General features: G+C 42.8%; 19 protein-coding genes. 11 read left to right on the forward strand and 8 right to left on the reverse strand.

What is annotated here, in order from left to right:
• Positions 1 to 6 precede the first annotated feature (6 nt).
• Positions 7 to 2802, reverse strand: a complete 2796-nt coding sequence (locus DSM08_RS05180; RefSeq protein ID WP_149525161.1) for a TonB-dependent receptor — start codon at positions 2800 to 2802, stop codon at positions 7 to 9.
• Positions 2803 to 3021: 219 nt separating this feature from the next.
• Positions 3022 to 4287: a DUF819 family protein gene (locus tag DSM08_RS05185; protein WP_149525162.1), complete on the reverse strand. Its 1266-nt coding sequence runs from the start codon at positions 4285 to 4287 to the stop codon at positions 3022 to 3024.
• A 116-nt stretch (positions 4288 to 4403) separates the two neighbouring features.
• On the opposite strand from DSM08_RS05185, the gene DSM08_RS05190 reads away from it, so the two are divergent.
• Both DSM08_RS05190 and DSM08_RS05195 read left to right on the forward strand, forming a co-directional pair.
• Positions 4404 to 5663 carry a Gfo/Idh/MocA family protein gene (locus DSM08_RS05190; protein WP_149525163.1) on the forward strand — a complete coding sequence of 420 codons (1260 nt, stop codon included), beginning with the start codon at positions 4404 to 4406 and terminating at the stop codon, positions 5661 to 5663.
• A 12-nt stretch (positions 5664 to 5675) separates the two neighbouring features.
• Complete coding sequence (locus DSM08_RS05195; RefSeq protein WP_149525164.1) at positions 5676 to 6746, forward strand: Gfo/Idh/MocA family protein; 1071 nt, start codon at positions 5676 to 5678, stop codon at positions 6744 to 6746.
• A gap of 17 nt (positions 6747 to 6763) precedes the next feature.
• On the opposite strand, the gene DSM08_RS05200 is transcribed toward DSM08_RS05195, so the two are convergent.
• Both DSM08_RS05200 and DSM08_RS05205 read right to left on the reverse strand, forming a co-directional pair.
• Positions 6764 to 8662 carry an OmpA family protein gene (locus DSM08_RS05200; RefSeq protein WP_246172474.1) on the reverse strand — a complete coding sequence of 633 codons (1899 nt, stop codon included), beginning with the start codon at positions 8660 to 8662 and terminating at the stop codon, positions 6764 to 6766.
• A 32-nt stretch (positions 8663 to 8694) separates the two neighbouring features.
• The gene (locus DSM08_RS05205) at positions 8695 to 9318 is read right to left on the reverse strand and encodes a 7-carboxy-7-deazaguanine synthase QueE (protein WP_149525165.1); all 624 of its coding nucleotides are present in this window, start codon (positions 9316 to 9318) and stop codon (positions 8695 to 8697) included.
• A 489-nt stretch (positions 9319 to 9807) separates the two neighbouring features.
• Between DSM08_RS05205 and thrS the strand changes: the two genes are divergently transcribed.
• The 4 genes from thrS to rplT all read left to right on the forward strand — a co-directional run bounded on the left by thrS (position 9808) and on the right by rplT (position 12991).
• On the forward strand, positions 9808 to 11733 hold the full coding sequence (gene thrS, locus DSM08_RS05210; RefSeq protein ID WP_149525166.1) for a threonine--tRNA ligase: 1926 nt from the start codon (positions 9808 to 9810) through the stop codon (positions 11731 to 11733).
• Positions 11734 to 11780: 47 nt separating this feature from the next.
• Positions 11781 to 12308 (forward strand): translation initiation factor IF-3, encoded by a 528-nt coding sequence (gene infC / locus DSM08_RS05215; protein WP_149525167.1) that lies wholly within the window; start codon positions 11781 to 11783, stop codon positions 12306 to 12308.
• 34 nt (positions 12309 to 12342) lie between these two features.
• Entirely contained in the window at positions 12343 to 12543 is a 201-nt protein-coding gene (gene rpmI, locus DSM08_RS05220) for a 50S ribosomal protein L35 (RefSeq protein WP_149525168.1), read from the forward strand.
• 103 nt (positions 12544 to 12646) lie between these two features.
• A complete protein-coding gene (gene rplT / locus DSM08_RS05225; protein WP_093098929.1) occupies positions 12647 to 12991 on the forward strand; it encodes a 50S ribosomal protein L20 in 345 nt (114 codons plus the stop codon).
• 67 nt (positions 12992 to 13058) lie between these two features.
• On the opposite strand, the gene DSM08_RS05230 is transcribed toward rplT, so the two are convergent.
• From DSM08_RS05230 to DSM08_RS05245, 4 genes are all read right to left on the reverse strand, one after another.
• Positions 13059 to 14156 carry a metallophosphoesterase gene (locus DSM08_RS05230; protein ID WP_149525169.1) on the reverse strand — a complete coding sequence of 366 codons (1098 nt, stop codon included), beginning with the start codon at positions 14154 to 14156 and terminating at the stop codon, positions 13059 to 13061.
• 94 nt (positions 14157 to 14250) lie between these two features.
• On the reverse strand, positions 14251 to 16011 hold the full coding sequence (locus DSM08_RS05235) for a RagB/SusD family nutrient uptake outer membrane protein (protein WP_149525170.1): 1761 nt from the start codon (positions 16009 to 16011) through the stop codon (positions 14251 to 14253).
• Positions 16012 to 16017: 6 nt separating this feature from the next.
• Positions 16018 to 19059, reverse strand: a complete 3042-nt coding sequence (locus tag DSM08_RS05240; RefSeq protein ID WP_149525171.1) for a SusC/RagA family TonB-linked outer membrane protein — start codon at positions 19057 to 19059, stop codon at positions 16018 to 16020.
• Positions 19060 to 19357: 298 nt separating this feature from the next.
• Entirely contained in the window at positions 19358 to 20122 is a 765-nt protein-coding gene (locus tag DSM08_RS05245) for a DeoR/GlpR family DNA-binding transcription regulator (RefSeq protein WP_149525172.1), read from the reverse strand.
• Positions 20123 to 20272: 150 nt separating this feature from the next.
• Here DSM08_RS05245 and DSM08_RS05250 point away from each other — a divergent pair, with 150 nt between their 5' ends.
• The 5 genes from DSM08_RS05250 (at position 20273) to DSM08_RS05270 (ending at position 26389) form a co-directional block, all read left to right on the forward strand.
• A complete protein-coding gene (locus DSM08_RS05250) occupies positions 20273 to 21541 on the forward strand; it encodes an MFS transporter (RefSeq protein ID WP_149525173.1) in 1269 nt (422 codons plus the stop codon).
• Between the two features lie 32 nt (positions 21542 to 21573).
• Positions 21574 to 22968, forward strand: a complete 1395-nt coding sequence (locus DSM08_RS05255; RefSeq protein ID WP_149525174.1) for an FAD-dependent oxidoreductase — start codon at positions 21574 to 21576, stop codon at positions 22966 to 22968.
• 15 nt (positions 22969 to 22983) lie between these two features.
• Positions 22984 to 23913, forward strand: a complete 930-nt coding sequence (locus tag DSM08_RS05260) for an endonuclease/exonuclease/phosphatase family protein (RefSeq protein WP_149525175.1) — start codon at positions 22984 to 22986, stop codon at positions 23911 to 23913.
• 200 nt (positions 23914 to 24113) lie between these two features.
• Positions 24114 to 25346, forward strand: coding sequence for an MFS transporter (locus DSM08_RS05265; protein WP_223110867.1), 1233 nt, complete (start codon positions 24114 to 24116; stop codon positions 25344 to 25346).
• A gap of 32 nt (positions 25347 to 25378) precedes the next feature.
• Positions 25379 to 26389 carry an NAD(P)-dependent oxidoreductase gene (locus DSM08_RS05270; RefSeq protein ID WP_149525176.1) on the forward strand — a complete coding sequence of 337 codons (1011 nt, stop codon included), beginning with the start codon at positions 25379 to 25381 and terminating at the stop codon, positions 26387 to 26389.
• Position 26390 lies beyond the last annotated feature (1 nt).

Raw genomic sequence — 26390 nt, forward strand, 5'->3', positions numbered from 1 at the left:
TTTATTCTATAAATCGAATTTAACACCTAAGTTGTAACGAGGCTTGTAATATTCCAACTGTTGCATCAAATTCTCCTGACCTTGGTAGTAACGCAATGGTTGGTTTGTTAAGTTGTTAGTCTCTGCGAAGATGCGGAATTGCTTAGTCACTTTGTAAGAAGCATTTGCATCTAAGAAGAATTGCTTGTCGTAGTAAGCATCCGTAAAAGCATTCTTGCCGATTTCATCTAAGTACGCCGCTGTATAGTTAGCTGACACTCGTGCTGAGAATTTGTTGTTCTCCCACGATAATGAACCGTTGAACATATGTGGCGCTGTACGAGGAAGACCTAACCCTTCACGCAATACCCCATCTTCTCCTGCAATTCCTTTTGCTTTTGAACCTGTGTAGGTATAGTTTGTGTATATACCGAATCCTTTTAAGAACTTACCTGGTAAAAAGTCTAATTGGCGTTGGAAAGCAACTTCAAATCCATATACATCTACTTTATCACCGTTTCTGAACTGCGAGAATTGCCAAGTGTCGCCAGCTGCAATCGGGTTCTTTAAGTCTGGGAATGCCGTGCTGAAACCCTGGGTATTGAAGCTTTGATCATTGTACATGTAAATGAAGTTCTTCATATTCTTATAGAAAACCCCTCCGGAGATAATACCCACATTTTGGAAGTAGTTCTCCAACATTAAATCGAAGTTAGTTGCGTATGTAGCCTTCAAATTCGGGTTACCAGCAAACAACTCTTTATCATCCACTAAAGTGTTCACGTATGGAGCGAGCGCATAGTAATTCGGACGAGCCAAACCTGTGGTCGCTGCTGCGCGCAAAATAAAGTTATCATTGAAGTTGTGCTTCACGTTGATACTAGGAAGGAAATTCGTGTAGCTATTCTTATTGCGGATTTCACCAACTAATTCCTCTTCTTCAAGAACGTTATTACCGGTGTAATCAATGCTCGTATGCTCGATACGAAGACCTAAGATCACAGCTGTGCGCTCAGTAATGTTTTGATCCCAACGTACGTATTCCGCAACGATACGCTCCTTAGCATGATAATTAACCGCTAAATACTCATCTGGTTTAGCTTCTTGCGTAAATTTAGATTTGTCGTTCAAGTCTAATCCGCCTAAGTAATCTTTGCTCACAAAGCCACCAGCTGCATATCTTTCGCCTTGATCCCAGTTCTTAGCGTCCCACACTTGTAATGGATGGGTCGTCATAGCACCAAACGCAGCGTTCGGTTTATACTCGAAGAAATTATTATCGCGATCCTTAGATTTCAATCTTACGCGAGCACCAAAGCGAAGACGGCCCTTCTGTCCAGCGATAACTGATAAAGGAAAACGGAAGTTTACTTTCGCACCGAACTCATCTTCATTTGTGTTATTCTCATTTTCGGTAACATTTTTAAAGCTAAGCTGCGAATAATCCGAATATTTGTCATTAACGAATGGAAGGTAGGTATTTGATACGTCCTGTCCCAATTCAGCTTTCTTCAATTCATAAGCAACATAGCGCTCATTCGGACGGTATTCCGCCGCTCTAGAATAGGAAGCCGCCCAATCGAAATCCAGTTTGGAAGTTAATAAATGCTCACCGGTCATGGAGAAGTTCAATACATCCTGACGTTCTAGACGTTTCCCTTTGTTCCTGTCATTGCTAATACCGCCCTTTGTTTGGCGCGTCAATTTACCAACGTAAGTATTTTTATCAGCATTCCATTCCATGTCTTTATACGAAACAGCAAAGCGGTTTTCTAAGTCGTCACGCCAGTTGTACATCGCGTTTAAAGCAATACGGTTTCTAGCATTGAAGTCAAAATCCCATGCTGCAGATACAGATCTACGAATTCTGTGTACATCGTATTTACGGATCTGCATTTCTTTCATAAATGCATTGCCGTTGTCATCTTTCTTCCATTCTGCCTCGATGTTGTTCGATCCGAAGTCATTGCTCTGAAGCGTTCCGCTCAATACCAATCCCATTTTATTATCCATAAAACGGTTACCATAAATCACCGAACCATTGTAGATTCCCTTCTCACGAACCGGCGAGTATCCGCCGCCCAAAGTTGCCGAAATACGTTGTCTATTTGGGATAGCACGAGTAATCAAATTCACGCTACCGCCAATTGCATCAGCGTCCATATCAGGTGTTAACGTCTTGTTGACTTCAATAGTCGAGATCATGTCCGATGGAATTAAATCCATCTGTACGTTGCGGTTGTCACCTTCTGCGGAAGGGATGCGGTCGCCATTCAACGTAACGGAATTCAATTCCGGTGATAAGCCGCGTACAATAATGTTACGTGCTTCACCTTGGTCATTCTGCATTGTGATACCCGGAACACGTTTCAAAGCATCACCAATATTCTGATCAGGGAAACGACCCACTTGATCTGAAGAAATGATGTTCGAAATATTGCTGTTGTTCTTTTGTTGGTTCAAAGCCTTCGCTTGCCCTCTGGCTAAGTCGCCCATCACCTGCACTTCATCTATGCTACGCGAAGCTGATGACAATAGAACTTCAATGGGCTCCTGGCCCGCTCTAACAGTAACCGACTGCGAATAATGTTCATAACCTAAATAATCAACCGTTAGGGTGTAAGTACCTGCAGGAAGATTTAAAAACTCGAAGTTACCATTGACATCTGATACAGTAAATCGATTGCCATCCGATATCTTTAAAGTAGCTCCCGGAAGCGAAAAGTTGTCATTTCCATCCATGATCTTACCTTTTAAGATGGTAGTCTGTGCGAATGAAAACAAACACAATAAATTAAATACAATTAGTAAAAATAATCTCATATAAGTAATAATTAAATCTCTGTGCAAAATTAGATATGCACATTAACCACTTAATTAATACAAGGTTATAAAATTGTTAACTACTTGATTTCTATATTAAGTTTATGTTTATTCTTTATTTAGGTAAACAACTCGGATGGGGTCTATATAAATATAAAAGCCTATCTCTTTCAAGATAGGCTTGTTTTTACGTAGCGTCGAGTACGCTGTACGACTTTTCTAAATTGGAGAACCCATCTGCATCAATATAGCGGTCAGCCAACCTGCATAAGTTCCGATAGCATAACTAAACACCGATAGAATAACGCCTACAGATATAAGCGAAGGATGGAATGCTGCGGAAGTAACCGATGCAGAAGCAACGCCGCCAACGTTTGCCATACTTCCCACTGCAAAGTAGAAGAATGGCACTTTGAAAAGTTTGCCTACAATAAATAGCAGCAATGCATGAAATGCCATCCATAAAATTCCGACAATAAATAGCCCAGGGTTATCTAAGATCGCAAGAATGTTCATCTGCATACCAATCGTGGTGATCAATGCATACAATAGGACCGTTCCAACCTTCGACGCTCCAGCAAACTCTAGTTTTTTCGCCGGTGTAAAGGACATCGCAATACCTATAATAGTAGCGAAGAACACAATCCAAAAGAAATCGCTCGTTAATGAAAATGTCTCCAGATGCGGATAGTTTGTTTTCATAAATGCAGCAAGTGGCTCTGCAAGAAAAGTTGCCAGACCTGTACCACCAAAAGCGATTGCAATCATGAGCATCAAATCCTTCGTTTCCGGAATGCGGCTGTTCGCTTTTGCTTTGGCGTCCATTTTCTCTTTCAAATGTTCCACATCGCTGGCGTCTGCTTTGAAAAATGCATTGAACTTATCCGCCTTGCTCGCACCATATAAAAGAAACGCCATCCAGATATAGGCAACGAATACATCCACGGCAATGATGGATGAGAATAGATTCGGTGAGGGTTTCAGTATTTCTTTTAATGCCACTTGATTGGCCGATCCTCCGATCCATGAGCCTGCAAGTGCTCCGAGTCCGCGCCATACCTCGTCGGGGCCTGCGCCTCCAACTACTTCAGGAGCTACCAAAGACGTTAAGTAAACCGCTAATGGCCCTCCGAGTAGAATACCCACGGTTCCCGTGATGAACATCAATCCTGCACGCTTTCTTAGCGCCCACATCTCCTTCAGATCTAAGTTGACGATAAATAGGATCAAACAAGCCGGAAGGAAATAGCGACTACCGATTGATGTTAGCGGCGAGTTTTCGCCATCAATTACGCCAAATGAATTCAATAGACCCGGAAGAAAATAGCACAGCAACAGCGGAGGGATAATGTTGTAGAATCCTTTAACGTATTTGTTAGATAAGCTAGAACTGTAAAACACAAGTCCTAATATCGTCATCAACAATCCAAATACTACGGTCGTGTTGCTGATTAGCGGTTCTGCTTCAGGGGTAGAAATTTGCATAAATTTGTAATAATTGTTATTTTGCTGTGAAATTAGATAATTCTACCGAGTAATCGTTCAAAAAATCTTAATTAGCAAATTCTAATCATAATCTAGATCTACATAAATAATACATAATGGACCGTAGGAATTTTCTCAAAAGTAGCGGTGTGCTACTAGGAACCTCTACACTAGACCTTCCAACTCCACAATTTGAACTTAAGAAAAAAATAAAAGTTGGCCTTATCGGTTGTGGCGGTAGGGGAACAGGCGCTGCCTTTCAAGCATTGCAGGCCGATCCGGACGCTGAGCTTGTTGCCTTAGCAGACATCTTTCCCGATCAAATCGAAACAGCCTTAGCGGCGCTCAAAGAAGGGCACAAAGATAAGGTCAAAGTCGATGAATCGCGTCAATACGTAGGATTCGAAGCTTATAAAAAGCTAATCGCAAGCGATGTGGACGTCGTTTTGCTGGCGTCGCCACCTTGTTTCCGCCCTGACCATCTAGCCGAGGCTGTCAAGAAGGGCAAGCATATCTTCTGTGAAAAGCCTATGGCGGTGGATATCCCAGGAGTACACTCCGTACGCGAGAGCGTCAAGCTTGCAAAAGAAAAGAAATTGAATATCGTAGCAGGATTCTGCTTCCGTTATTCCGTTCCAAATCGTGAACTGGCAAAACTTGTGCACGCCGGTAGTATCGGTGATATCTACGGGTTGAGCACCTTCCGCTTAGGGGGTGAATTGACACAAAAACCTAGACAAGCATCTTGGACAGATCTTCAAGATCAGCTCCGCAATTGGTTCTACTACCAGCGCTATTCTGGAGATATTATCGTGGAGCAGACCATACATAGCATCGACTTCATGTCATGGATGTTGGGCGATAAATTGCCGAAGACAGTATCCGGAACCGGTGGCCGCCAGAGCAAACCTTGGACCGAATTTGGAAACGTATATGACCATTTTGCTATCGAGTTCGATTATGGCGACGGATTAAAGGGCTTCCACTTCGGAAGACAACAAAACGGCACGCAGAACCGAAATTCAGTAGAAGCAATCGGAACAAAAGGAAATCTTCAGGTAGGAATGCTGAGCAGCTATGCTATACATGGACAGAACCCTTGGAAATTTCAGGGCAAGATGAACAATATGTATCAGACACAGCACGATGAGCTCTTTGCGGCCATCCGCAATAAACAGGTCATCAACGATGGCGACACGATGGCGGATTCGACTATGCTTGCCATTTGGGCCCGAGAAGCTGCCTATACAGGTAAGGCGATTACCTTAGATGAAATCATGAACTCGACCAAGACCTATGGACCTAATTCAGAAGGGTACAGTTGGGATATGGAGATCGACAATGCACGAATTCCAAGACCAGGACATACGAGTTAATAGGAGATCAGCATGGGAAAAATAAGAATCCTCGTTGTAGGATGTGGAAATATGGGCGCATCTCATGCGCTTGCTTATCATGAAATGGACGGATTTGAAATCGTAGGGCTGGTGTCCAGAGGCGATTCAAAGAATAAACTGAACGAAAAACTAGAAGCAGACTATCCGCTTTATAATGAGTTCGAGGAGGCCCTATCGGTCACTCAGCCTGATGCGGTATGTATCTCTACCTATCCGGATACGCATGAAGAATATGCAGTCAAGTCGTTGGAGGCTGGCGCGCATGTGTTTATCGAGAAACCATTGGCAGACACTGTCGCAGGCGCTCAACGCGTGATCGATGCTGCCATTAAAGCTAATAAAAAATTAGTCGTAGGATATATTCTGCGTCATCACCCGTCTTGGATGAAGTTTATCGAAGTTGCGAAGACGATGGGTAGCCCCTTGGTTATGCGTATGAACCTTAATCAGCAGAGCCATGGTTATATGTGGGATGTTCATCGCAATTTGATGAAGAGCTTAAGTCCGATTGTCGACTGTGGCGTACATTATATCGACGTGATGTGCCAGATGACCGAAGCAAAACCAGTTTCTGTTTCGGCGATCGGCGCACGCTTAACGGATGATATTGCAGCAGACAATTACAACTACGGACAGTTGCAGATTCGTTTTGATAACGGCAGTGTAGGTTGGTATGAAGCAGGATGGGGACCGATGGTCAGCGAGACTGCGTTTTTCGTCAAAGATGTGATCGGTCCAAAAGGATGTGTATCTATCGTTGCAAAGGAGGCCAGCAAAGCGGGCAACTCAGACTCTATTGATGCGCACTCGAAAGCGGAGTCGCTGAAAGTTCATTATGCAGATATCGACGTAAAGAACGAATTTACACGAGCAGATGAATGGATAGACCTAGCCGACGAGCCAGACCATCAGGAGCTTTGCAATCGCGAACAGCGATTCTTCCTGAAAGCAATTCAAGAGGATCTAGATTTATCGAAATCCATGCAGGATGCATTGAATAGCTTGCAGATCGCGGTCGCTTGTGATGAGTCTGTAAAGACCGGGCAAACCGTTCAGCTATAGTCATTATACAAACAGGATTATTTCACAATAAATTCTGTACGCCTATTGCGTTGTTTCCCTTCTTCTGAAGTGTTCGGCGCAATAGGTTTTTCGTCTCCATAACCTTTCACGCTCAATCTTCCAGCAGAAATACCTTTCGAAATCAACCAGGTAGAAACGGCTTTCGCCCGATTCTCCGATAAAGTCTGATTAGCTGCTTTATTCCCTGTATTATCCGTATGTCCGGCTATTTCAATCTGTAATTTCGGGTTTGCTTTGAGTAGACCTAACAACAGCTCCAATTCGCTTTCCGAAGTTGGAAGGATCTCGTATTTGTTAACATCGAAGTAAATGTTGCGGAGCGTCGCAATGGCGCCGCTTTGTATAGGTTCTAAGAAAATACTGTCCTGGTACCGCTTATTTGCAAACTCCGGTTTATCCAATGCATATTGCTTCGAGTCGAATAGATACCCCTCTTTCTGTATATGTACAGCATAGTTCGCGCCTATAGGTAAAACCGCGATAAAACCGCCGTCTATATAATCGCTCTTTTTCTCAAAAACGATTTCTTTGCTACTCGTATTGGTTACGCGAATGCTGGCGTCTAATGGTTTATTGTTGGACTTGTCAAAAACCAAACCTGCAATATAGGCAATGGCGGGAGGCTGTTGCTCTTTTTGGAATGTAAAACTATAAATATCCCATTGCCTGTTATTATCCTGCGAGGCTAAGTGTGCAATGCTGCCGTCCAAGCTGACATGGAAACTGCGCTGATCTAAGTAATTATTGATGGCGGGGCCTAGATTTTCGGGCTTGCTCCATTTACCGTTCTTATCGATTACGCTTTTGTAGATGTCGTTTTTGCCGAAGCCCGGCCAGCCGTTGGAAGAGAAATACAATGTTTTGTTATCCGCATGCAGATAGGGGGCACCCTCATCGAAAGGCGAGTTGATGTCGGGTCCTAAATTTTGTGGTGCCGACCATTTGCCATCCGCTTCTAATTCCGCTTTCCAAATATCATAACTGCCCTGCCCGCCGGCTCGATTGCTCACGAAGTAAAGCGTTTTCCCATCCGCAGAGATTGCAGGTTGTGATTCCCATCCTCGCGTATTTATCCCCGGACCCAAATTGAATGGTTCGCTCCAAATATCATGTTCTTTCTTTGAAACGTACAGGTCGCAACTACCCAAGCCATCGGGACGGTTACACCCCGTAAAAAACAGGTATTTCCCGTCGGGTGAAATACAATGCGCACCCTCGTTAAAACGAGCAGAATTGACGGGTTCCGGCAGTTTGACCGCTTCCGTCCATTTTCCATCGACAAGAAAGCTTTCGTAAAAATTCTCTTGATTATTCTCCTTGCGGGTAAAAATAATGCTCGCATTATCCGCCGTTAGTTTGGGGTAGTATTCGTCTTTATCGGTATTGATGCTGGCTGGAAGCGCAATTAAACCAGTATTCGTGCCATTGATATGCTGCAACGAAAAAGCACAATCTGCAAGATATTTGTCTACAAGCAGTTGGCTTTTCTCAGAGAGGTTTCCTTGTTCCTTGTAGCTCAATAGATTTTTGCTGGCTTGCTGATACTCGCCGATACCCAGATAGGCTTCGCCGAGACCAAAGTAGGTGAGTCCTGTTAACGAGGGGTTTAGGGTCAAGACCTGTTCATAGGCGGCTATGGCTTTCTCATATTGTTCTAAACGACGCTGTATGTCGCCCAAAGTCTGAAAGCCCGTAGCAAAAGTTGGATCCTCCTTGGTTGCTTTTTCCAAGAGGGATATAGCCTGAGCGAACTGGTTTTGACTGATCGCTTTTCCCGCTTCCTGATAAGCCTGCTGTGCCTTTCGGTTTGTCGAAGGAACCTGCGCAATGGCTAAATTCCCAAAACCAAAAAGTATTAGAATGAATAAACAAAAGCCTAGTTTCATATGCTGCATAGCAGTTTAAAACTAAGCATTATTCATAAATATTAAGGAATGTTGAGGTATTTATGTGTCTGTAAAGAAATTTCCCATTTCGGATTATCTTTTACATAATCAATAATCAAAAGGGTCATTTCTGCTGCTTTTGACCATTCCGGCTGTAAGTAGAGCTTACAGTTTTTTCCGACAAATTTTGCATGGTCTTCCGCCCATTGGAAGTCACTTTTGTTAAAAACAATTACTTTCAATTCGCCGGCTGCAGCCAAGACATCTTGACGCGGACCTTTGAATTTCTTTGGTGAAAGACAGATCCAATCCCAATAGCCCGTTAATGGATAAGCACCGGAAGTTTCCAGAAATATTTGAATTCCTGCCTCGTGTAATTTTTGCGTCAAATAAGTCAGATTGTAAAGTAGAGGCTCGCCACCGGTGATAACGACCGTCTTTGCAGGATGCTTCAAGGCATTCTCCACAATTTGCTCCGTGGAAGTTAAAGGGTGCAGGTTTGCATCCCAACTTTCCTTCACATCGCACCAATGACAACCTACATCACAACCGCCCAAACGGATAAAATAAGCCGCTTTTCCTGTGTGATATCCTTCGCCTTGTATCGTGTAGAATTCTTCCATTAAAGGAAGCATGGTGCCATCTTCCGGAACTTGATTTGACATAATGCAGTAAATAGAAGTGCAAAAGTAAGAAAAATCTTTTAGCATTCCATTTCATGAGTTGACGCGATGAGAGTTCTCGAAGGCGATTAAATTCAAACGATTTTCGAAAAGTGATAGGCATTTTGCGGCAAGCGGTCCAGACTGCGTTAAGTATCAACTTTAACAAACCCAAATCAGACCCAAATCAAAGCCTTTCCGAAGCGGTTCTGAAAGGGCTTTACATTGGGTTAGAAAGGGCTTTGAAAGGGGACTGAGTCTTGGCTGTCTAGATAAAGTTTTCTTTTGCTTCTGAAAATGCCCATGCTCAAAAGGCATCAAGAACGTTCCTTCATATTGCTGTTTTATTGGTGACAGGAAAGTTTTTATTACACATAAATATTCCGTATTTTTGTACCTCGATTAATTAAGGCAATCACTTTAAAAATCAATGTAATTGTAAACATTGGCTAGGTTGCAGTTTTATACACAATTTAAAGATCATAGTTGTACATGATTAACATTACACTACCTGATGGCTCGGTTCGTCAGTATGAAAAAGGCTCAACTGCAATGCAGGTTGCACTATCTATTTCCGAAGGTTTAGCGAGAAACGTATTAGCAGCGGAAGTAAACGGAGAGGTATGGGATGCATCACGCCCGATTGAAGCGGATGCGAACGTGAAATTATTGACCTGGAACGACGAGAAAGGTAAATCTACTTTTTGGCACTCTTCTGCGCACTTGTTGGCGGAAGCTTTAGAAGCACTTTATCCAGGTGTTAAATTTGGTATTGGTCCATCGATTGAAACTGGATTCTACTATGATGTAGACTTTGGCGATCGTGAATTCTCATCCGACGATTTTAAGCAGATCGAGGATAAGATGTTGGAGCTAGCGAAACAAAAAGAGGTATTCGAGCGCAAAGCGGTTTCCAAAGCGGAGGCATTGGATTACTTTACCGAAAAAGGCGACGAGTACAAACTGGACTTGATCAAGGATTTGGAAGATGGAAAGATTACTTTCTATTCGCAAGGGAACTTCACTGACTTATGTCGTGGTCCACACATTCCGAACACGGGATTTATCAAGGCTATTAAATTAACAAACGTAGCTGGAGCTTATTGGAGAGGCGATGAAACGCGCAAACAATTGACCCGTATTTACGGTGTTACTTTTCCTAAAGCATCTGAGCTAACCGAATATTTACGCTTTATTGAAGAAGCGAAGAAACGCGACCACCGTAAACTTGGTAGAGAGCTTGAATTATTTGCTTTCTCTGAAAAGGTGGGTATGGGATTACCATTATGGTTGCCTAAAGGTACGGCGCTGCGTCAGAAATTACAGGATTTCCTACAGCGTGCACAGATTGCAGCGGGTTATGAGCCTGTGGTAACTCCACATATCGGCCATAAGCAGTTGTATATCACTTCGGGGCACTATGAGAAATACGGAGCGGATTCTTTCCAACCGATCAAAACACCGGTTGAGGGAGAGGAGTTCTTGTTGAAACCGATGAACTGTCCACACCACTGTGAGATTTACAAAGTGAAACCTCGTTCATACAAGGATTTGCCAGTTCGTTTTGCGGAGTTCGGTACAGTATATCGTTACGAGCAGTCGGGCGAATTGCACGGTTTAACTCGTGTTCGTGGGTTTACTCAGGATGATGCGCACTTGTTCTGTCGTCCGGATCAGGTGAAAGACGAGTTCAAAAAAGTTATTGATTTAGTACTTTACGTTTTCAATGCGTTAGGATTCCAGGATTTTACAGCGCAGGTTTCGTTACGTGACCCTGAAAACAAAACTAAATATATTGGTTCTGATGAGAACTGGGCATTGGCCGAATCGGCGATCATTGAGTCTGCTGAAGAGAAAGGCTTACCGACAGTGGTTGAGTATGGCGAGGCTGCATTTTACGGACCGAAATTAGACTTCATGGTGAAGGATGCTTTGGGCAGAAAATGGCAGTTAGGTACGATCCAAGTAGATTATAACCTTCCGGAGCGTTTCGAGTTGGAATATACAGGTTCCGACAACCAGAAGCATCGTCCGGTGATGATCCACCGTGCACCTTTCGGATCGATAGAGCGTTTCGTTGCAGTTTTGATTGAGCACTGCGGTGGTCAGTTTCCGTTATGGCTTGCTCCTGAGCAGTTTATCGTCTTGCCAGTGTCAGAAAAATATGAAGAATATGCTCAAAAACTTTTGGAATCGCTAAATAATTCCGATATTCGCGGTCTGATTGACTTGCGTGATGAGAAGGTTGGGCGCAAAATCCGCGATGCTGAGGTGAAGAAAATGCCTTATATGGTGATCGTAGGAGAGAAAGAGATGGAGAGTGGGTCAATCTCGATTCGTAAACACGGGGGTGTTGACTTAGGGTCAATGTCGCCAGAAGCATTTAAAGAATTATTAATAAAAGAAGTAACTGTTTAATTTAAAAACATTTGGCAAAAAGTAACAATTTCGGTAACAGAGGTCCTATGAGAAAAAAGGAGCCTGAACACCGTATCAATGAGCACATTCGCGTTCCAGAAGTACGTTTAGTTGGGGATAACGTAGAAACCGGAGTTTATCCTACAAGACAAGCTTTACAACTTGCTGATGAGTTGGAGTTGGATTTGGTAGAGATTTCTCCTAATGCGACGCCTCCTGTTTGTAAAATTATAGATTACAGTAAATTCGTTTACGAGCAAAAGAAGAAGCAAAAGGAAATCAAGGCCAATGCGAAGCAAACGGTAATCAAAGAGATTCGTTTTGGACCTAATACCAGCGAGCATGACTTCGAATTTAAGTTGAAACATGCTATGCGTTTCTTAGAAAGTGGCGAGAAGGTTCGTGCCTATGTACACTTCAAGGGACGTGCGATCGTCTTCAAAGAGCAAGGTGAAATTTTATTATTACGTTTCGCTCAGGCCTTGGAAGAATATGGTAAGGTTGAATTATTGCCAAAATTGGAAGGTAAGCGTATGTTCTTAACATTAGCGCCAAAAGCTTCTCCAAAGAAATAAGCATCTAACAGATTGATATAAAATTTATAGTATTATGCCAAAAGTAAAAACCAATTCCAGCGCGAAAAAACGCTTTAAATTGACTGGAACAGGTAAAATTGCAAGAAAAAACGCTTTCAAAAGCCACATCTTGACAAAGAAAACTACGAAACAAAAACGTAACTTAACTACTACTAGTTATGTTTCTGATGCTGATATGGGCAACGTTAAACGTATGCTTGCACTCGGTAAATAAGTTTTATACCATTTTTTTTAATAACAATATTTTTTAACCGGGTATCAGGTAGTAAGAGTACTGAAAAACGTAACGCCTTATACCAAACAAAAATTTACAAATTATGCCACGTTCGGTTAACGCAGTAGCTTCTAGAAGAAGAAGAAAAAGAATCCTTAAATTAGCGAAAGGCTATTATGGATCACGCAGCAAAGTTTATACTATTGCTAAAAACACAGTTGAAAAAGGTTTACAGTACGCTTACCGCGACCGTAAAACCAAAAAACGCGAGTTCAGAGCTTTATGGATCCAACGTATCAACGCTGGAGCTCGTCAACACGGAATTTCATATTCTCAATTAATCGGTAAATTAAACGCTAAAAACATTGGCTTAAACCGTAAGGTATTAGCTGACTTAGCTTTAAACAATCCGGATGCTTTCAAAGCAGTTGTAGACGCAGTAAAATAGAGTTTTAAACCGCTATCAATTTGTTAGATATAAAGAAACCACTCGAAAGAGTGGTTTTTTTTATGCTTTAGTTCAGCGTCATGGTAAACTCATCGTAGTCTTCCGTGCGCCAGGCCATGTTTTGCGTATTGGAGGATAATGCGAAGAACGGGGAGAAGGTGCGCACTCTCACGGTCTTGCCGTCGGGCAGGAATTCTAAAATCCTGATCCATCCATCGCCACCGCTTCCGTAGGTGCCTCCGCCCAATGCTTGTGCGTTAAAGGTCATCTGGCTCACATTTTTTCCTGCAGCATTTTTATCGATTCTAAAGCCTAAGTGTTTCTTTACATCGTTCGGCGAACCAATATGTCCAGAGAATACCATTTCGATATTTTTGGATGGTTTCACTAGTTTGTTGAACACGGCAGTCCCATAGTTAGCATCCTGGAGGTCGTATTTGGCAGTCTCAATATGTTCGTTCTTAAAATTAAGGTAAGCGTGGGTAAGCAAAAGAACGCTGTGATTGGCGTATTTTTCTTGGTTCACCACTTGGTTAGCCCAGCGCAAGATCGTGTCTCTAGGGGCGAATTCTAGCGATAGGAACAAAAAGTCTTTACCATGAGGGGATTTCCATTCATAGGAAGCATTCTCCAGGCTTGGATTTCCATAGACATTGGCGGTTACTTCCCGAAGCAGACGTTGGTTCTTACTATTCTTATCTGCAGGGAAATACTGCGTGAAATGCGTTGTTTTCGGTTTGTGGGTATAGCTGAATATATTGTAGTCGTGATTTCCTGTCGCTGTAACGTAAGGGATCTTTCCATCTAGTTTTTCAAAAGCTTTCGCCGTTGCTTCCCATTGTTGTTTGCCTGTTTGGTCCATCTTCTTCGGGTCCGGGTTAACGATATCATCATGTTCCACCAAGTCACCGGTACACATCACCATTTTAATGTTCATTTTTTCTTCGTTTTCTACAATCCAGTTCATCATGACATCCAGTATGGGCTGATTTCTTTTGAACTTGACATAGTTCTGTATGTCGGGTAGCAGGATCATGGTCCAGGATTGTTGATTCTCTAAGCTAGGATGATTGAATTTTGCTTTTGTTTCCTGTGCCGTGCTATCCATTGGTTTCATGAATAAGCAGGCTAGGGCTACGGCTAGGAATTTGTGATATGGTTTCATAAGCATTGAATTTGATTAGAAACAACAAACGTGACCTGGAGGGGGCCACGCTTGCTGATATTTACATACTATTGTGATTTGAATAAATCCATTGTTAATATCCCGGGTTCTGAGTCATTGCTGGGTTTGCATCCATTTCTTTGATGTCAATTGGCCAGTACTCATCTTTGTTTACCTGGAATTTTACTTCTTGCGTGCCGAATGATTTTGTTGCTACACTATGGTTGTAAACCGGGTTAGCATTTTCATCGATTCTTTGGATCGCGCTTTTCGTCCATGCGTTTGCATCTCTGTTCAGGTAGATGTATCCGTTCATAACGTCTTTAGCGATATTCCAACGGCGTAAGTCGAACCAACGTAAACCGTCGTTTGCAAGTTCTACCTTACGCTCGTAACGCAATGCTTGGCGCATCTGTGCCTGAGATAAACCTTGAGGAAGGTTCGGCATCTTGGCACGTGAGCGGATTTCGTTGATAGCATCATAAACCGACTGGTCGATGCTTCCGCTTTCGATCTTTGCTTCTGCGTAGATCAATAGTAATTCAGCGTAACGGAAGATACCTACATTAAGATCGGATTCTCCCGATACGGAGGTAGTTGCATATTCGCTTAAATCGGTATGTTTTCTCCATAAATATCCGGAGAACGAACGGTAGGCATTTGTTGCATCGGTATTGTTCTGCGATGAAGGTTTTGTACCTGTTCCATTGATCACCGGCCAGTAGTTGTTGACTTTGGAGAACTTCGCATTCGGTTCGAACTGGAAGCCGAAGTAACGTGATCCCGGGCGTGCGGTGTACATATCTAAGCGAGGGTCGCGATTTTCGAATGGCTTCGCCTCGTTGTAGATGGTCGACTCGGTGATGTATTTTCCTTCGATGTCCTGAAATGAGTCGATGAAGTTTTGTGTTGGTCCCCAGTAACATACTCCTTTACCCAGGCGTGACGCCATGTAGTAAGTCTGGTTATGCGTATTGGCATTGATGGCTTTGTTGTATTCTGCCACCCAGATCCATTCTTTACTTTCTGCATATCCAGCGTGTCCGAAGATGTTTGCCGATTGCGGTTCGCCGTCCGCATGTCCTTTACCAACATAGGCTATGGTTGCGTCAAATGGCGTTAGCGCGTGCTGACCTTTCGCTAGATCAAGTGCTTTTTTCGAGGCCTCTGCCGCGACATCATATCTTTGAAAGTTTAATGCTACGCGGGCTTGCAACATGTAAGCTGCAACACGCGAAGCGCGAACATTGCCTGATGTTTTTTGTGAAACCGGTAGGTGTTCTGCAGTCTGCGCCAATTCGTTGATGATGAAGTCTACGACTTGTTGTTTGTCGGTTCTTCCCGGCAGCTCATCGTTCAGCTTTAACGCTTTCGTCAATAAAGCGACATCGCCATAAAGCTCAACTAATTGAGAATAACAGTAAGCGCGGATAAAACGTAGTTCAGCATTGATTTTGTTATACTGCTCTTCGCCCATTGTAGCTTTCAAGGGCTCTAGGTTATCTAATACCAAGTGCACGCGAGCGATAGTCTTGTAATGTGCTGACCATGGTTTTGTCGCTAATGCGTTATCTGTAGTAATCGAACTCGTAATAGGGGATGTATAATTGTTTCCCGGACGTGCATAGCCGATATCGGTGATATTGTCCATAACGTGCCAGATCGGCGTGCTAGACGCGTCTAATAATGTCAAAGCTTTATATGCTCCTAATAATCCAAGTTCGGCTTCTTTAGCGTCTAACGGGAAATTTTCTGTGGACGGACCGTTCAGGTTCAAACGATCCAATTCGCATGATGTCATCAATGCTGCGCATAACATGCTAATTCCTAATATTCTTTTTGTATGCTTAATCATGATGTCTTAAAATTTAATGTCTAAACCAAATGTGTACACTTTAACTTGTGGGTAGTAGTTACCACCGCCTAGCGATACGTTTTGTGCTGCGCCCGCATTGTAATTGATCTCTGGGTCGTAGCCTTCGTAGAAGTTGGTTTTGGTGAATAAGTTCTGTCCATTTGCGTAGATGTAGATTCCTCCGATCTTCGCGTTTTGGAACCATTCGTTCGGGAATTGGTATCCTAAATGGATGTTCTTAAGACGTAAGTATGATGCTGATTTCAACCAGAAATCAGAGTTTTGTGTGTTGTTTGTTGAGGTAACGGATAAGCGCGGAAGGGAAGCATTTCTGTTGTCTTCTGTCCAGTAATCCAATTGCCAAGGTTTGATTGCTGATGAGTTTACTGCCGGGATTACGTAGTGTGAATCTAAGTAGCCGTCAACTTTCGCAACGCCTTGTAAGAATGCGCTAAATTTGAATCCTTTATAGCCTAAATCTAAGTTTACACCGTAAGTGTAACGAGGAATCGTATTACCGATAATCTGTTTGTCCGCATCCGTGATTTTTCCATCAGGGATTGCATTGCCGTCCGCATCAAATGCGCCAGCGATATCTTTGAAACGGATATCTCCAGGTTTCAAAGTTCCGAATTGCGTCGGGCCGTTGTCAATCTCCTCTTGTGATTGGTAGTAGCCATCAGAAACATAGCCATAGATCGAGTTGATCGCGTAGTCTTGTTGTTGGCGAAGCAATGTTCCTACCGGTCTGCTTCTCATGTCAAGAATCTTGTTTCGTACATCCGAGAAGTTGAAACCTAATCCGAATTTGAAGTCATTCCATTGGTTGTCATAACGACCACCAACTTCCCAGCCTAAGTTTTCTACTTTCGCCGCATTTTGGTATGGCTCGTTCAATCCGTATAATGCCGAGATTGGGAGAGTCATTAAGATACCATTCGTGTGCTTTTTGTACCAGTCGAATGTAAAGCTGAATTTGTCGAATAAAGTCGCGTCTAAACCTACGCCTGTTGCTGTTGTTTCTTCCCAACGAAGGTCAGGGTTAGCAAGCGTATTTAAAGTTACCAGTTGGCTGATGGCGCCACCCATTGAGATACCGCCTAAGGCTAAGTTTTCCGAGAATGGTTGGTAAGTGCTACCGATATTCTGGTTTCCAAGGATACCCCAAGATGCTCTGATTTTTAATTGATTGATCTTAGAGCGCAAGTTTTCCATAAATGGTTCTTGCTCTACTCGCCATCCTGCAGAGAATGAAGGAAATGTTGCCCAACGATTACTGCCTAGGAAGCGTGAAGTACCATCGTAGCGTAAGTTAGCTTCGAATAAGTAACGGTCTTTGAACGCATAGTTGAAACGTGAGAAAGCCGAAACTAATAACCACTGGTCTTGTGTACCATCATTGCGTTTTGTTTCGGTATCAGCACCCGCATTTAATACTTCGTAAGTATCGTAAGTATAGTCACGACGGAAGCCCATTAGGTATTTTTCGTCGTAAGTTTCACGTGAAGTACCCACCATTAAGCTTAAGCTATGGTCGTTGAAAGTTTTTGCCGCTGTAGCGTGGAATTGGTAGTTTCCGTAGAAATAACGGTAAGCAGATTCTGTTAATTCTGTTGACTCTGCTGCTGCACCTGCTTCTGCTCCGCCCGAGTAATAAGTCATCAACGCTTTAGAGAAGTTGTGAATATTTCTCGTGCGATAGCGAGGAGCAACTAAACCAGTAATGGATAACCAGTTAACTGGCTTGTAGTTTAGGGATAGATTACCGATTAACTCGATGTTATTTACTTTTCTGTTTCCACCATCTTCGATAAAGCCTACAGGGTTGTTCTTAACCCATCCTTCAGACCATTTGTCGCCATAACGGATTGGAATATTCGTAGGCATACGACCTAGGTAATTCCAGATGGTTCCTTCATTGGCAATCTGTAAGCGGTCGCCGTTCATAACCGATAAGTCAACCTTGATATTTAATTTATCGTTCGGGTTGATATCCATGTTATTTCTGAAAGTATAACGTTGGTAGTTTGTATTCTTGATCAAACCATCTTGTTTAACATAACTTAAAGATGGATTAACGCGGATAATACCTGAACCGGTAGATAAGGATGCAAAATGGTTCTGTGTGAATCCTGAGCCACTTAAGATCGCTTTCTGCCAATCGTAATTGTCCGGGTTCTCGGCATATAATTGATCGAATTCGTCGAAGTTTTGTTGTGTGTATATTTCTTTACCACCATCATTGATACTTGCTTCATTGAATACACGCATAAATGTGCGACCGTCTGTCACTTCCGGGATAAAGGTCGCGTCTTGCCAACCTGTGTAGCCTTTATAAGTTAAGTTGAACGCATCTTTCGCACGCTTCGTAGTTACCAAGATAACACCGTTTGCAGCGCGAGAACCATAGATAGCCGCTGATGCAGCATCTTTCAATACCGACATTGACTCGATTAAGTTCGCATCGATGGAGTTTAAATCGCCCGCCACACCGTCGATGATTACTAACGGCTCACTTGCAGATGAGAAGGAGTTAACACCGCGGATACGGATCGAAGCTTGGTCGCCCCCTGGTGCTCCTGTTTGTGAGGTCACGGTTACCCCAGGTGCTAGACCTTGTAAAGCAGTAGAGGCAGATACAGCAGGACGATTCTCTAATTGAGATGCGCTGATTGTTGACACTGCACCTGTAAGATTAGTTTTCTTTTGTGTACCATATCCAACAACGACTACTTCATCTAAGTTGGTTAGATCGTTCTCTAACGTAACGTTGATCGTCGATTGTCCGGATACAGTTCTTTCTACGGTTTTAAAACCGATACCTTTAAAGATTAGGACATCGCTGTTTTCAGCTTGTAAGGAGTAAGCTCCAGCGTCATCTGTTGCGGTAATGGCGTTAAGTCGACCTTTGATGCTGATAGAGACACCTTGCACAGGTTCCCCTTCTGTGTCGGTCACTTTCCCCATTATCTGTAATGGCTGTTGAGCTAATACCATTCCCAATGGCATTATTAACAGCATTAAAATGAGTTGTAATTGTTTTTTCATTTAGATGTTTGTTAATGATAGAAGGTAAAAATGTAATAAGTAATGTGTTCCTTACGGAGTGTGTTTTTATTTCTTAAATAATGTTTCGAAACTAGATTTATAATATTAACATTATGTTAAGGCTATATTGTATTCTTATTAAATTGTAAGATAATATAACATATAACATGGGTTTTACCACAAATTGGTATTGGTTATTGTTTTTTAAACAATGTTTCGAAATTAAAAAAAAGATTTTTAAACACAAGCGTTTAAAAATCTTTTTTTGAGGTAGATGAATAAAATGAGGGTAGATGTCTTAGGCAAGAATCATTTTTATGCCTAATTCTTCAATAGCTTTGACCGTATCGGGCGATACTTTTGGGTCAGTAATGATGTAGTCTACGTCGATGAGTTCGCAGATCTTACCAAGACCTCTCTTTCCGAACTTTGAGCTGTCTGCTAGTATGGCTACCTTTTGCGATGTTTGTAACATCTTTTGGTTTAGGGTAGCTTCGGGAAGATTGGAAATGGAGATCCCGAATTCCAGGTCGATACCATCTGCACCTAAGAATAGGATGCCGCAACTGATGTCTTCCAATATCCGTGTCGCATAGTGCCCAGCAACGGATGAGCTATTGGAACGGATAAGTCCACCGAGCTGTAAAACCTCGATATTTGGCTTTCCGCTAAGTTCTAAGCCTACTTTTAAAGCTGGTGTAATCACAGTTAATCCCTGAGTGGACTCTAGGTTCTTTGCTAATGCGAAGACCGTAGTGCCAGATCCAATCATAATGGAGTCGTTGTTTTTAATCAGTCGTAAAGCGGCAATTGCGATGCGTTGTTTTTCGTCACTATTAATAGTTTCTTTGATTAATATAGGACGGTCAATTGCATAAGGGTTACTGCTGGAGGCACCTCCCTTAATGCGGAACAACAAGTTTTTGTCTTCTAAAAGCTTTAGGTCTTTTCGGATAGTTACGCTGGAAACTTTCATTGTTTCACATAGCCAGTCAATCGTAATCTTTCCTTTTTCTTTTAAGCTCTTTAGAATGAATTCGTGTCTATCTGTTATATTCCTCATAATTCATTGTGTCAGTTAATAAGTTTAACAAATATAAACGACTTTTCCTATTTGTGGCTTTCTTTTTTTTATTTAAAAATGTTTTATTTCTAATCTTTTTTTCTACATTTGACTTGTTAGATTTAGATTCAGCAATAACCAAAACACCTTATGTCAAAATTTATACTGCCGATTCCAGCTCATAAACGTCGTTGGTTCATTATATTCGTCATTTTTCTGGCAATCGTTTTTAACTACTATGATCGTCAGATAGTTTCGATATTGAAACCGATGCTGAAAGAGGAGTTCGATTTAGGAGATGATGGTTATGCGTTGGTGTTGAATGTCTTTACGGTATTCTACGCGCTGATGTATCCGGTATCCGGATGGTTGGTTGATAAGTTTGGCGAGCGCAAGGTAATGCTTGGTGGTATTCTGGGCTGGTCGATTGCTTGTTTGGGCGGTGGCTTCTCACGGACTTTCGGCTCTTTCTTATTTTTTAGAGGAATGTTAGGAGCGGCAGAGCCAACTAACTTTCCAGCACAGCTTAAGGTAGTGACGGTTTGGTTTTCTGGAAAGCTTCGCGCTACGGCAAATAGTTTATGCGTGGCAGGTAGTTCTATTGGGGCAATCATTGCTCCGCCGTTGGTGGCATGGTTAGCCATGCGATATAATTTTCATACGGTTTTTATCGTTGCAGGGGTAGTGGGATTGATCATTGCGCTGCTTTGGTTTTTAATCTATACGGAGCCACCTGCAGAGATCAGAGCGGAGGCTACAGGTGAGCAAGCTGATCAGAAAGAAGAAACAGCTTTCACTTGGGGACAGCTGTGGAGCAGAAAGACCTTATGGGGTATTTTGCTTATTCGCTTTGTCAGCGATCCGGTATGGTATTTCTGTTTATTCTGGTTGCCGGGCTATTTGCAGGAGGAGAGCGGATTGACATTGGCACAGATTGGAATGTTCGGCTGGATACCGTTCTTAGTAGCAGATATCGGCGCGATTGGTACTTCAGCATGGTCTGATAAGATGGTTAGAAATGGTAAAGAGCCTTTGCTTGCCCGTAAGATCATGTTGAGCAGTATTGCCATATTGGCGCCCTTGTGTTGTCTAACGACCTATGTAACGAGTCCCTACCTGACGATCTTTATCTTTGCATTGGTAGCAGTAGCATGTTTAAGCTGGTTGTTTACTATCAGTGTTGTGATCGCGGAGGCTTTCCCGGTGAAGAACGTGGCTTCGGTATTGGGTATTGCAGGTGGATTTGGCGCATTAGGCGCAGTGTTGTTCAACTATTTTGTGGGTCAGATGATGGGTTCATTGGGTGCAGGAACCATCTTTATTGCAATGGCCTTTATGCATCCGATTGCTGTTTTGATTTTGTGGACTATGGTTAAGAAAGAGAAGCCGGACGAGAATCAAGCAGTTATAGAAGCGTAATTAAAAGATTTAAAATATTATAATAATTCGACATGGGAGAAGTAAAGACTATTCTTGAGCCCGCGAGAGAGACGCCGGTTCGTATGGATGTGGATGTATTGGTTGTTGGCGGCGGACCTGCAGGTATTATTGCAGCGCAAGCGGCAGCATCTGATGGTTTGAAGGTTGCATTGATCGATAACCGTAGTTTTGTGGGGGGTAATATGACGATTGGCTTGCCTATTCTTGGCTTCCTTGGTCAAAAAGGAAATCAGATTATTAAGGGTCTGCCACAGAAGTTTATCGACAGATTGAAAGAGGTTGATGCTGCTTCGGAGCACCGCCCATGTCCTTTACATATGAGTTTAACCTTAGTTGAACCAGAAGCTGTAAAGAATGTTGGTTTGAAGGTATTAGAGGAAGCTGGTGTTAAAGTATTGCTATATGTATTCTCTGCTGGAGTAGTGATGGAAGGTGATGAGCTTAAAGGTGTAATCATCGAGAGCAAATCAGGAAGAGAAGTAATATTGGCTAAAACCGTTATTGACTGTACCGGTGATGCGGATGTTGCTTATAAAGCAGGGGTAGAGTGCGAGCAAGGAAATGAAGTTGGAGGCGCACAGCCACCAACCTTGATGTTCTGTATGGCTAATGTGGATACCGACAAGTTGCGTATGTCTATTGCCGAAGAACCTAGAACCTACTTAACGGATTTCATTCCTGCAGAATACTTCGGACAGAATCACCAATTCATCGTCGTAGGTCTTCGCAGTGTGATGGAGAAAGCCCGTCAGGCAGGATACCACTTACCAGTTGAGCGTACGATCCTAATTACAGGTTTGCGCGAAGGCGAAGTATGGGTCAATATGTCGCGTATCAACGGTGTAGATGGTACAAATCCGGAAAGCTTAACCTTCGGTGAAATTGAGGGACGTAAGCAGGTGGAAGAGATCCAACGCTATTTGCAAGAATATGTTCCTGGATTTGAGAACTCGCATTTCACTAAAATGGCGCCTTTCTTAGGTATTCGTGAAACCCGCCGTATCGTAGGAAACTACGTGATGACAGCAGATGATATCTTAGGTTGCCGTAGATTTGATGATGCGGTAGCTGTAGCGAGTTACCCATTAGATATTCACCATCCAGAAGGTGGCGGATGTACATTGACATGGTGTGGGGATAGCTACGATATTCCATACAGATCATTGGTTCCGCAAAAAGTGAAGAACTTATTAGTTGCTGGTCGTTCGATTTCGACAACACATGAGGCAATGTCTGCAATTCGCGTAATGGCACCATGTATGGCCATGGGTGAGGCGGCAGGTCGCGCAGCGAAATTAGCTGTTCGTAAGGGTGTATCACCGTCGGCAGTAGATGTGGCAGAATTACGCGCAGAACTTATCAACTCAGGTGCTTACTTGGGCGAAGAAACTGCAGCTAACGCATAACAAACACAAAATCCTATGAATGATTTTAATAACTCTTCAAGGAGAAACTTTATAAAACAGGCGGGCCTTTTAGCGGGTCTGCCTTTTCTTGACACGAAACAAGCTCTTGCTTTGGATTCGCGAAAAGCAGATACTGGCTTCCGGGTTCTTTCATGTAATATCCGTGTGGATCTTCCGGAAGATAATGCGAAAGGGCAGGGCTGGCAACATCGACGTGAAGCCTGTATCCAGGTAATCAAAAAGCAGCAAGCCGACTTGATTGGCTTTCAGGAAGTTCTTAGAAATCAGTTCTTGGACTTAAAGAATGAACTGAAAGACTACTTTGCTTTTGGATTTGATGGCCCGGAGATGGATAAGTTCAAAGAAGGCTATCATGGAATTGCGAAGAATCCTATTCTTTTTTCAAAGAAGCGCTTTGAATTGATCACGGCGGGGGGCTATTGGTTGTCCGAAACTCCACTAATCGCAGGAAGTATCTCCTGGGGAAGCGCCAGAGCGAGAAACTGCAGTTGGGTTCGACTGCTCGATAAAAAGACGAACAAAGAAATCCGACTGATCAACTTGCATCTGGATCACGTAAGTAATGAAGCAAAGCTTGCTCAGATTAAACTGGTACTTGAGGAGGCAGCGCAATATCAAGACGATTTTCCGCAGATTATTACCGGAGATTTCAACAATGGATATGGCGCGGGCTTGTATCCGGAGATCATTAATGCTGGTTGGAAAGATAGCTATGTATTGAGCAACGGCGATGCAAAGCCGGAAGGCACTACGAATGCGTTCCGTCCGGATGATGCAGAACGAAATGCGAAAGCAAAGAAGATTGATTTCATCTTCATTAAAGGTCCGTTGAATGCTTCAAAGTCGGTTATCATAAAAGATCGCTGGAAGAATATCGTGCCTAGTGACCATTGGTTTTTGTCAGCAGACATTAATTATATCTAATCCTGAGTCGAGGTTGATGTAGAACCTGAATGAGTAGCTTTTATTTTGTAAACTACTTGAATTGAATAAACGGAAAAGCGTCCTTAATAGCTCTCTTTTCCTTTTTTTTGGGTCTAATGACTTTTAAAATATTTTATTTTGTTAATTTTTATTTATTTTAGATAGCATATTTACATCAACCAATTACAACACTAAACCCAATGGCACAAGACAATTTAATGAACAGGCTAGGGATTCCTAGCAATTTAAAATGGGGGTACTTAGGTATTCTGATTTTTATGATGGGGGACGGCGTAGAGCAGGGATGGCTGAGCCCTTATCTGATTGAACATGGCATGTCCATCGAACAATCCTCTTTACTGTTTACCGTATATGGAATTACAATCGCAATATCTTCCTGGTTTTCGGGGGTATTAGCAGAAAGCTACGGACCTAGAAAAGCTATGGCGATGGGACTTCTTCTCTACATCATCGGAACCATCGGTTTTGTGGGTATGGGAATGGCGAAATTGGATTACACATCCATGTTGTTTTTCTATGCCATAAGAGGTTTTGGATATCCTTTATTCGCGTATTCCTTCATGGTTTGGATAACGTATAAAGCCCCGCAAGATATCCTAGGTAGAGCAGTGGGATGGTTTTGGTTTGTATTTACAGGAGGATTAAACGTACTGGGAGCCTATTATTCTAGCTGGGCACTGGAACGCTGGGGGTATGAAAATACCTTGTGGAGCTCAATTTTATGGGTATTGGTAGGGGCGTTCTTTGCATTGGTTTTAAACCGTGATAAGTTCGAAACGAAAGCCTCCAAAGGTTCCAAGATGCAAGAACTGAGCAACGGATTAACGATCGTTAAGAAAGAACCAAAGGTATTGATCGGCGGAATAGTGCGTGTCATCAACACGACGGCACAGTTCGCATTTCCAGTTTTCCTTCCGATGTATATGGCCGAACACGGCTTCGACACGAAAGAATGGTTGCAGATCTGGGGAACCATCTTTACCAGTAACATCATCTTCAATCTAATCTTCGGATTTGTGGGAGACCGTTTAGGATGGCAGAATACGATCATGTGGTTTGGTGGCGTTGGATGCGCAATCACGACCGTATTGTTTTATTATTCGCCAGTTTGGTTTGGCGGCAGTTATTGGGCAGTAATGGCCGCTGGTATAGCCTGGGGGGCATTGCTTGCGGGATATGTTCCATTATCAGCACTTGTTCCTTCGCTTGTCAAAGAAGATAAAGGAGCTGCAATGGCTATCCTCAACCTAGGAGCAGGACTACCGGTATTTGTCGGACCAGCAATCGTAGGTTTATTAATCAGCACCATTGGAAGTGCGGGGGTAATCTGGGTATTGGCAGGACTTTATTTAGTCAGCGCCGTGTTAACCAAGTTTATCACCATTCCAAAAGGAGTAGAATCACACAATTAACAACAAATAGTTTAGCATAGTATAGAATAATTATGAAAGTATTACTTACAGCGCCTTACGAGAATGAGAAAGCTTTGAAAGAGTTGGAAGGCCTTTTTGATGAAATTGTTTACCGTTCATGGAAACCTCATGGACGCGCATATAATCCTGAAGAGTTAAATGCATTGATTCAGGAAACGGGAGTTGATGCCTTGATCTCGGAGCACGATGAGATTACTGCTGACGTTCTGCGTGCGAATCCGGAATTGAAATTCGTTGGAATTTGCCGTGGTACACCGTCCAATATTGATTTAGCAGTTGCTACAGAATTGGGCATCCCCGTATTTAACACGCCGGCGAGAAATGCGCAAGCGGTTGCCGAGATGTTTATTGCTAATGTAATCACCTTGATGCGCAATACCATCCCAGGAATCAACTGGTTAGAAGGAAAGAACTGGGGCGAAGGAGCCCATACATCATACTTGCAGTTTAAGGGCAATGAATTGGCTGGTAAGCGCGTTGGTATGGTAGGCTTCGGAGCAGTAGGACAGCACATTGCTCGTATGCTTGTCAATTTCCCATGTGAAATCTATTACTTTGATCCATATTATACCGATGAAAATACCGAATTCAAAAAGGTTGAATTGGATGAGTTATTTGCAGCGTGTGATGTTATTGGTATCCACTTGCCGGTGACTAATGAGACCAAAGGTATGATCGACAAGAAATACCTTTCATTGATGAAATCGGATGCTATCTTCGTTAATACCGCACGTGCTACAGTTGTTAATCGCGAAGATTTACTGGACATCATCGAGAATGGTAAAATCAGAGGAGCTGTGTTGGATGTATTCTACAATGAACCACCTGATGAGATCGACTATAAGATGATCTTGAACAAAAACGTGTTGGCAACGCCACATATCGCGGGAGCTACACACGAGGTGGAAGATCACCACGCATTTATTATGAACAATAACCTGCGTGAGTTCTTCATCAACGGCAACAAGTCGATAAAACAACTGGTTAACAAAGCAGTTTTAGATAAAACAACGATTCAATAAT

The organism is Sphingobacterium hotanense, from assembly GCF_008274825.1.
Classification (GTDB): domain Bacteria; phylum Bacteroidota; class Bacteroidia; order Sphingobacteriales; family Sphingobacteriaceae; genus Sphingobacterium; species Sphingobacterium hotanense.